6 protein-coding genes are annotated in these 9,657 nt (G+C 41.1%); 1 reads left to right on the top strand and 5 read right to left on the bottom strand.

Annotated features, from left to right (window positions below):
* Together MMY95_RS07410 and MMY95_RS07405 are read right to left on the bottom strand one after the other, a co-directional pair.
* The coding region (locus tag MMY95_RS07410) for a response regulator (protein WP_241277572.1) at nucleotides 1-275 on the bottom strand (275 nt) is incomplete at its 3' end.
* Nucleotides 275-1,873 (bottom strand): sensor histidine kinase, encoded by a 1,599-nt coding sequence (locus MMY95_RS07405; RefSeq protein ID WP_047674328.1) that lies wholly within the window; start codon nucleotides 1,871-1,873, stop codon nucleotides 275-277. The genes MMY95_RS07410 and MMY95_RS07405, both read right to left, overlap by 1 nt.
* 168 nt (nucleotides 1,874-2,041) lie before the next feature.
* On the opposite strand from MMY95_RS07405, the gene MMY95_RS07400 reads away from it, so the two are divergent.
* Entirely contained in the window at nucleotides 2,042-3,799 is a 1,758-nt protein-coding gene (locus MMY95_RS07400) for a flavocytochrome c (protein WP_047674331.1), read from the top strand.
* A 98-nt stretch (nucleotides 3,800-3,897) separates the two neighbouring features.
* On the opposite strand, the gene MMY95_RS07395 is transcribed toward MMY95_RS07400, so the two are convergent.
* The 3 genes from MMY95_RS07395 to mngA are packed head-to-tail and all read right to left on the bottom strand — an operon-like array spanning nucleotide 3,898 to nucleotide 9,549.
* Nucleotides 3,898-5,028, bottom strand: a complete 1,131-nt coding sequence (locus tag MMY95_RS07395; protein WP_053267472.1) for a glycerate kinase — start codon at nucleotides 5,026-5,028, stop codon at nucleotides 3,898-3,900.
* Nucleotides 5,029-5,031: 3 nt separating this feature from the next.
* On the bottom strand, nucleotides 5,032-7,608 hold the full coding sequence (locus MMY95_RS07390) for a glycoside hydrolase family 38 C-terminal domain-containing protein (protein WP_222844930.1): 2,577 nt from the start codon (nucleotides 7,606-7,608) through the stop codon (nucleotides 5,032-5,034).
* 15 nt (nucleotides 7,609-7,623) lie between these two features.
* Nucleotides 7,624-9,549 carry a PTS 2-O-a-mannosyl-D-glycerate transporter subunit IIABC gene (mngA, locus tag MMY95_RS07385; RefSeq protein WP_053267471.1) on the bottom strand — a complete coding sequence of 642 codons (1,926 nt, stop codon included), beginning with the start codon at nucleotides 9,547-9,549 and terminating at the stop codon, nucleotides 7,624-7,626.
* Nucleotides 9,550-9,657 lie beyond the last annotated feature (108 nt).

The raw sequence follows: 9,657 nt of genomic DNA, 5'->3' as shown, positions 1-9,657 counted from the left end.
CGCGCAAAATCAAAATCATCAAAACCACTTATAATGACAATTAGCATATCAGGGTAACGCCGATTAATCAGTTCAATTAAATCTAATCCATTCATATCTCCAAGGTTGATATCAACTAACGCAGCTGAAACCGCATGTTGATCTATATAACTTAACGCTTGATGCCCTCCACTAGCAGTTATTATCTCATCAAATGGCGATTGAATTGACTTTAAATATCCCGCCAAGCCACAACGTAATGCTTTTTCATCATCAATAATCAGCAATCTCTTCATCACAGTTCACCCCCATGTTCAATGGATTCTTCAACCAACGGTAATATTACCCTGACAGTAGTCTGGCGCCTCGTACTACTAAAATCGAGTCGTGCTTGACCATTGTAGATCAACTGTAATCGGTGTCGAATATTATAAATACCGTAACTATTTTTTCCCGCTTGATAGCTCCCGTCATTGAGTTTTTGGACCAGTTTCGCCGACATGGGCTGCCCATTATTGCTGACCGTTAATTGTAATCGTGTTGGCGATATTAATGCACCGCCGATTCGCAATTCATTATTACCATTTGGACTACATCGTAAACCGTGATTAATGGCATTCTCAACCAGCGGCTGTAAAATAAAATGCATGACGGGTTGATCCATCAGGCCGTCATCAATATCAATTGATAGTTGATGTAACTTTGGAAAACGAATCGCCTGAATCTTAAAATAACTCTGGACATGGGTGATTTCATTTCTTAGCGTTGTATACTCACATCCATGGTTAAGTCCCTTCCGGAAAAAAATACTTAAGTTTTCAATCATCGTAATTGCAGTATCCGTATCACCACCTAAGATCTGCCATTGAATTGTATCCAATGTGTTATATAAAAAATGTGGCTGAATCTGCGCTTGCAATACTTGAATAGTCGCCTCGCGATATTTAGTCTCATTTTCATAAACGCGATCTAAGGTCTGATTAAAGGTCGTCGCCAAGGTTTGAATCTCTTGGGGACCTTCAACCACTGCTCGAATATCATGGCCGCCGATTTGAATTTGATTCATTGTTCGAGTTAAGTTTTCAATCGGTCGTACAATTTGTCGTAATAATAAAACTAATAACAATCCTAATAAGGCGATTACGACTAAAACGATAATCAATAATAATCGAATGAGTTGTTGTGTATTTTCTCGTAGCTCTTTCTTCTGTACAACATAATTCACCTTCCACCGTGGCAACTGTTCCAGCTTGGTCGTGAGCAGTAGTTCACGTTGCGGATTAATTCGTGGAGAATCAGTATCACCACCTAATAACATCCCAGTACCGTCATAGATTGATAGCTCATGTGCAAGGGCCTCCACCTTTGCTAACGGAATTGCAGCCGCAACATAAGCCGTATGATCCGCTAGTGGTCGTGCCAACCGATATAAAATAATAACAATCGACTGATGATCTTCCTTGGAAGTTAGCAAGTTACTAACCGTATATCCTCGTTGAGGATAACGTTGCATTTCTCGATAGTACGACCGTTGTTGAACAGAAAAGCTTGGATGAGAATTGGAATAAGAAATTCCGTCACGTGATACGAGTCGAATCGAAACATAATTGTGCTTATCAAATTTCGTAAGCGCTTTAGTTTCTTTGAATAATTGTTGCCGATTATAATCGTGTTGTGCCGGCAAATTAGCAAGCAACCTCAGTTCCGATAATCGTTCTCCAAACCAGCTATCAATTTGGTTTCCACGATCGTCAACCATTTGTTGTGTCATTTTTGTATTAATCGGCATGATATTTCGAGCCAATTCCATACGCATGGCACCATAAATCGTACCGATAAGTGTTACCGATATTAATATAAATAACCAAACAATTTGTTTCTTAATTGAATACATCCTAATTCCCCCATCACTATCCAAGCTCCGTGGTTCTATCATCTTTCACTTGTACATTATTTCACTAATTAGTTATAAAAGTCCACCTTATCTCCTAAAAGTCCAACGTCTAAAATACGATTAACACGTATACTAACACTATTAAATATCTATTTCGGAGGTCTTAGTATGAAAAAGAGATGGTGGGGTATCATTTTCACAATTGTCTCAATTTTCTTCTTAACAGCTTGTTCAGCAAGTGATAAGTCGCAAACTGTTAATGGGACCGGCACTGGAAAACACGGCAATATCAAGGTAGCAGTTACCTTTAAGGGGGACTCTATTAAAGATATCAAGGTTCTCAAGCAGAACGAAAACAAAGTGTTATCTAAGCCGGTATATAGCCAGTTGAAAGATACGATTGTCGCAAAAAATTCAACTGGTGTGGATGTTGTAAGTGGTTCCACAGCAACTAGTAAAGGGTATATTGCTGCAGTCAATGATGCAGTTAAAAAAGCAGGAATTTCACTCAAAAAAGTAAAAGCAAAAACGAGCACTACGGAACCTAAGATTGCTAAAACCAATAATTATGATGTTGTCGTTGTAGGTTCCGGCGGTGGAGGGTTTGCAGCCGCAATCGAAGCAAAACAAGCCGGTAAGAAGGTTGCAATTATTGAAAAGATGCCGACAGTTGGTGGTAATACCTTAATATCTGGCGGTGAAATGAACGCACCTGGTAACTGGGTTCAAAAAAGGCTCGGTATTAAGGGTGATTCTGTAGCAAGCTACTATAAAGATACAATGAAGGGTGGAGACAACCTTGGTGACCCAGCAATGGTTCACATTCTCGCCAATAACGCTTTGGGATCAGCCAAGTGGCTCCGTGATGATATTCACGTCAAATTTTTAAACGATCAACTATTTCAATTTGGTGGCCACAGTTACAAAAGAGCACTGATTCCAGTTGGACATACTGGTCAGGAATTAGTCACCAAGTTAAACGCTAAAGCCAAATCCTTAAATATCCCAATTTACGTCAATATGAGAGCCAAATCTTTAATTAAAAAAGATGGACGAATTACCGGCGTTAAAGCACAGTACCGGGGTAAACGAAACATTACTTTTAAAGCTAAAAATGCCGTTATCTTAACAACTGGCGGTTTCGGTTCAAACGTTAAGATGCGTACTAAATACAATAAAGAGTTTGATAAACGCTATAAGTCCACCGATACAGCCGGAACAACCGGAGATGGTATCATCATGGCCCAACAAGCCGGAGCCAAGCTTACTAATATGAAATACATTCAGACCTACCCGATTGCTAATCCGAAAACCGGTATGATTTCATTACTAGCTGATACTCGGTTCGATGGTGCAATCTTAGTTAATCAAAAAGGGCAACGCTTTGTCGAAGAACTTGAACGTCGCGACGTTATCTCAAAAGCCATCCTAAAACAACCTGGTGGCTATACGTATCAGATTTGGAACGACAAAATCGATGGTATTTCAAAAACAAAAGCCGCTCATAAGGCGGAATACAATGAGTTAATCAAAGAACACCTACTCTATAAAGCAGACACAATCGATGAATTAGCAAAAGATGTTAATATGGATCCTGCTGCTTTAAAAGCAACAATTACCAAAGTCAACAGATATGCCAAAACAGGCAACGATAAAGACTTTCATCACCGCGCTGGCCTAGTATCCTTAGCTAAAGGGCCCTACTATATTGAAAAGGCCGTGCCATCTGTTCATCATACAATGGGTGGCTTAGTGATCAATAAACAGACTCAAGTCCTCAACACTGATGGTCAAACCATCCCTGGATTATACGCTGCTGGCGAACTAACTGGCGTTATTCAAGGTTCAAATCGCCTTGGTGGTAACGCGATCGCTGATATTATCACCTTTGGACGCATTGCAGGTAAAACGGTTGGTAAGCTTTAGTTTGTTACCACAATCTATATTATTTTAAACAAATGGGATGGAAAGCTGAATTCAGTTTCCCATCCCATTTGTTTAAAGGCTTCAAAAGGCCACGAAAATCATAATCTATCTGGCCCTATTATTTGTAACAACGGCGCCAACCTTTCAATCAACAAAGCTAAATTCTGTTTGCCCTCGCGAATCGCACTTTCTAAATCAGTGACTTGCTGAACTAAAGAGAAAGCCGTTGTAAAACCGGCTGCCTGTAGCCCTGGCACTGTTAATTTAATGTTACCAGCAACACAAAGACATGGCTTATGAAAGCGTTGCGCTCTTTGGGCAACCTGAACAGGTAATTTACCATGTAATGATTGTTGGTCCAATTGTCCTTCACCAGTAATTACAATATCGGCGGCAGCGATTTTATCATCAAGTTGTGCCACATGACTCATCAGCTGAAAACCTGGCATTGTAGTTGCACCTAATAATCGTAAGGCGAATCCAATACCACCAGCGGCACCATCACCGACCAACCGTCCCTGATACGTTGGATCTACTTGTTGCGAAAAATACTGAAACCAGAGTTCAAAATGCTTCAAATCTAATTCAGTCAGGCCTTTTTGTGGACCGAACATCTGCACCGCGCCACTAGCCCCCGTCAAATAACTATCAACATCCGTACAAGCAATCAATTGTACATTTTCAGTCGCAATGTTAGATAAATCAACATGGTCAATTAACGCTAAGCTGCCAATCACTGCTGGTAATAATTGATGATAACTATCATAAAATTTGGCCCCTAGAACACCCATTAACCCAATGCCTGCATCCGTTGTTCCCGTACCACCAAGGCCCACAATAACTTTTGTTGCACCATGTTTTATTGCAGCCATAATTAGCTCACCAGTACCAGCAGAACTAGTAGTCACGGGGTCAACAAAGCCCAAATCAGTTTTCACCGATTGTATTCCTGAAGCCATTGCAGCATCAATTACGGCGATGTGTTTTGTCGGGACATAGGCATACTTTGCGTCAATTACTTTGCCACAAGGATCATGTACCATCACCGTTTCCCAATGACCATCTTCTTGATTGGCTAAAAAGGCCGCACTAGTACCTTCACCACCGTCAGCCAATGTCACACCAGTGCTTTGAACGCCGTAGTGGTTAAACACTCGTATTGCAACCGTTGCGGCTTCAGCACTACTAAACGACCCTTTAAACGAATCAATCGCAACAAGTACTTTCATTGACTATACCTCAACCACTAATGTCACCACCTGGTTAGGTTTTAATATTGCCTGATTATTAACAGATTGTTCCGCTAAATTTAGCTGGTTGATTGACTTAGGCAATGGAATATCTTGCTCAGTCGCGTTAAAACATCTTAACAAGGCCTTAGAATTATCTTCACTAACCTTAATAACGGATACAGTTGCCGCTGCTGGCACAGGTAACGAAAGTTCATATTCTTGTGCTAATGATACTTTTGCTGGATTTAAATGCATGGCCTCAAATGGAATTTGGTTATAGGACACCGTTGGAGTCAAGTATTCTTTTGCCATATTAGCAACGTTGGCATCAGCTAACGGTTGTGGATTGATTCGGATACCAAAATCCAACGTAATCTGCCCTAGCATCTCACCATCAGGCGTTGCAGCATGAATCCCTGATGGCCGTCCAGGGCGTCGAACTAAGTCGGACTTACCCAGCCAGTTAACACTTCGAAACATCGTCATCGCAATAATTGATTCCTGTACGATCTCATATTCTCGCGAACTATTTGTAAATACTGATACTGTTTGGTGATCACTCAAACTAACGTTAGTTAAGAAGGGATAGATTTCATCTGGTCGTTCATCCCAGTGATCTTGTTGCCATACGTTCAGCATCGGGTCATGTACCGGACGCTTGATCATACCAAATTGGTTGTCTGCTACTGACTCAGTGGCAACAATATTCGTGGGAACTAAGACTCTAGTACGCTGATCCTTAACGCCATTATTAATTTTAGCAACTACCTGCAATGTTCGACTAGCTTTAGCAATGGTAACAATGAATTTCACCGTCATTGCTTTCTTTGCCGAATTCGATGCGACACGGTTATTCAAATCCTTCGGCAACATCAGTGTATAACTAATCGTTGCCTGATAACTTAAGGGACGTTCATCAATTTGAATATTAGCGTTCTCAACTACATCTGCTGAATAAATTGGTTTATCGCCACGCAATGGCGAAAAATCGTATTCATCACCATCATCTGCTTGATTTTCAACGTTTAACACTCGTTCATACGTTTGTTGTGATGCTTTATCAAAGATTGTCATTGTCCCATTATTATTAAAAATAATATGGTAAGCATCAGTCTCAACCGTTTTAGCTGACTTCGTATCTGCCAATAGTGGTTGTTCCATTGGTACAACGGTAAAAGTTTCATATCCCCACTGTTTTTGCGACCAATTCAATTCAATAGTAAATTGGTTAAAGGGCTCATAGTCTCCATGTGCAACAATTTGCCGATCAATCAGCCCGGCGTCAATCTTTTCACGTTTAATCACGTGAAAAGGAATTACGTGATTTTGTGCATCATGAATCTGAAAACCACTAGCTTTAGTTACTATCTTCGCTTGAACATAATGACTTTCACGGTTTGGCAACAAATTAAAGAGTGTCAGTTTGTCCTTGTCTGAGTTAACCTTAACTGCCATCGTAATTTTACGCTTATAAAAATCAATTAACATATCAACACGCTCTTCAGCAACCAAATAACGACCTAAGATCTCCCGGTTTACCTTATCGGAGACACAACCCCCGATACTATCATGCGCATGATTTTTCATTAACTCTTTCCAAATAAGTTCAATTAAACCATGTTGGTATGGAATACCACATCGGTAGGCCAATGTTGCCAACGGTTCCAAAATATTTGTGATTTTACTTTCAATTCGGGCATTGTAGGCTTTCAAATCCATTCTTACCGAATAAATACTACGATGAATTCGACCATTTTTGCCATCTAGCATTTCACCGCTGACAGTTGGTAAATCAGGCTGTTTCTGAATGGCATCGAAGAACTTTTCATACGTACTCAATGAGAAGCGACGGTCCGGATACAGTCGATTCAATAACTCAATAACTTCTTTAATATTTTCCTGAATCGGCATTTGGTCATGCCCATTGGGAATTAATTCATCTTGACCATTTGCACGCTCATCTAGTACATTTAAAATTTTATCCATCCGCTTTTTCAGTGCTTCAGCATCATTTTCTAAATACTTACCAGCTGCATATCCCAGCGGAAAGTTGGCAGTTAAGACTTCTGAACCATCGTCAGATTGCCATTTGAATTCAGAACTTTCCGTTCCTTTACGATTCGAAAGACCTCGCCAGAATAATGAGCGCCGAATACCAAATTGATTAAGAAGCATCGGCGTTTGTGCACTCTGTCCAAATGAATCTGGAACATATCCAATCATCATCGGCTTGCCCAACTGACGACTATCTTTCATTCCATATAGTAAGTTTCTCGTCATGGACTCTGCACCGATAATCGCTTCATCCGTTTGGGTATACCAAGGACCAACCTTCAAGCGGCCAGCCTGCACAAGTCGCTTAACGCGATCAATATTATCTGGTTTAGCCGCAAAGTAATCTTCTAAAATTGCAGTCTGACCGTCCAAAACATATGCAGGGTAATCAGGATGTTGCTCTAGCATATCCATAATCTCATCCATATTGTTAACTAGCAATACTTGTGACTCTTCTGTAGAAAAATACCATTCCCGGTCCCAGTGCATGTGAGGGACAATGTGAATCTTATTTGGTTTCAATATAAAAACTCCCTTTTAATCCCGTGCCATTTTTTTATTTAATTTCTGCTTACGTAACAAAATTAATAAGATTGTTGAAATCAACGCCCCCAATAATGCGGCTCCTAACCAGATCAGGGGGTTCATTAACCCGCCAATACCGCCTTTTAATAAGAACATTGAGAAAATTCCAGCCCCCGGAACATTCAGCCCGATTGCATAGTAAGCAACGATTCCTCCCGTGACCACTGATCCGACAATAAACGACCCGATTGCTCGAATTGGATCTGCCATAGCAAACGGAATTGCCCCTTCAGTAATACCAGCTAAGCCCAAAATCCAGGTTTGATTTCCCACTTGTCGTTCTTCATCTGTAAACAAGTCTTTTCGTAATAAACAAGCAGCTGAGATGGAGAACGCACTCACCATCTTGACTGAGGCAAATACACAGTAAGGTACAAAATTACCATTGGCCATTGCGCCAAGACAAAATGCGTAGGCCGCTTTATTGACCGGACCACCCAAGTCAAATGAGACCATACCACCGATTACAGCTCCTAGTAGTAAGGCATTAGCACCGGCCAGACCGTTAAGCCAATTAATCAGGGCTTGATTTAACCAGGCAACCGGCTGCCCAACAACAAAGAGCATTAGTACTGCTACAATCAGTGTTCCAATAACCGGATAAACCCAAAAAGTAATCACGCCAGCAAACGCACCGTCACTATGAATATGCTTTTTCATCCACTTCATTAGATAGCCGGCAAGCAATCCAGCCAACATACCACCTAAGAAGCCACTCGCAATAGTGTTTGCCGCCAAACCACCTGCAAATCCTGGCCCAAGTGCTGGCTTGTCAGCGATTGAATATGCCATATAGGCCGACAGTACAGGAACCATCAGTGTCCCTAACATATTACTTCCTAGAGTCTTTAGAATAGCTAGCCAACTCTTCGGATCATTGATCATGCTTTGAAGCCCAAAACCTTGGGCAATCATAACAGCAATTGCAGAAATCATCCCACCAGCAATAATAATCGGAATAATATATGAAATACCAGTTAACACTGAATCCTTGATCTCAGTCCAAACACTGGTCCGATCATCAATTGGTTCATCGTCAATTTTCGACTGATTTTCTGGATGATAATCATGGGCCTTATTAAGAATTTTATCTAAAACAGCATCAGCATTTTTAATCGGTTCGGCAACCGGGACGTCAACCATCGGTAAACCTTTAAAGCGTTCAAGATCCTTAAGCCGTACATCGTGGGCCAGAATCACCCCACTCGCGCGCTTGATCTGATTCATAGTGATTCGATCTTCAACCCCTTTAGCCCCCTGCTTCTCAACATGAATTTCAATGTTACGTGCAGCTGCAGCCTTGTTTAAAGATTCTGCGGCCATATACGTATGTGCAATACCAGCTGCACAGGCTGTAATTGCCACTAAGGATTGTTCCGTTGTTGCAACTACCTTTGAATCACCATTATTTTCTAACCCTACTCGTGCTCCTAATAATTGAAAGAGCTCACCGGCTGTGCTTGCCGTCATTAATTGATTTCGATAATCAACATCAGCTAAACGAGTGGCTAATTCCGATAGAATATCCAAATGCGTAGTCCCCGCCTCAGCTGTTGGAATAGCCAGCAGAAAAATCAACTGAACCTGATTGTTCGGTTGCAGGCTTTCATAGTCACTAACCGGTGCAGCGGTCTTAAGTACGGTAAACGCCGCTTGTTTAACTGTATCTGACTTGCCATGTGGAATGGCAATACCATTTTCAAGCCCAGTGACTGACTCAGATTCACGTTCATAAATTGCTTTTAAAAAGGCTTCTTTGGATGTGATTTTCCCTGCTTGATAGAGTTTCTCAGTCAAAAAGCTAAATGCTTCCTGCTTAGTGGTAATGTCCTTACCAACCGTGATCAAGTCTAGCGATGTCGCTTTGGTTAAGTCCATTTTAGTTTCCTCCTTTTATTTCAGAGTTATCGTACCACCAGCGTTGTAACCGCATTCAATTATTGAAATAAATAAACACCATCTGCAACGCAAGACGGTGTTTTGTGT

This window comes from Lactiplantibacillus sp. ME-2 (assembly GCF_022549155.1).
Classification (GTDB): Bacteria; Bacillota; Bacilli; order Lactobacillales; family Lactobacillaceae; genus Lactiplantibacillus; species Lactiplantibacillus plantarum.
The sequence above is the reverse complement of the archived record's forward strand: the minus strand, read 5'-3'. Positions and strand labels throughout refer to the sequence as shown.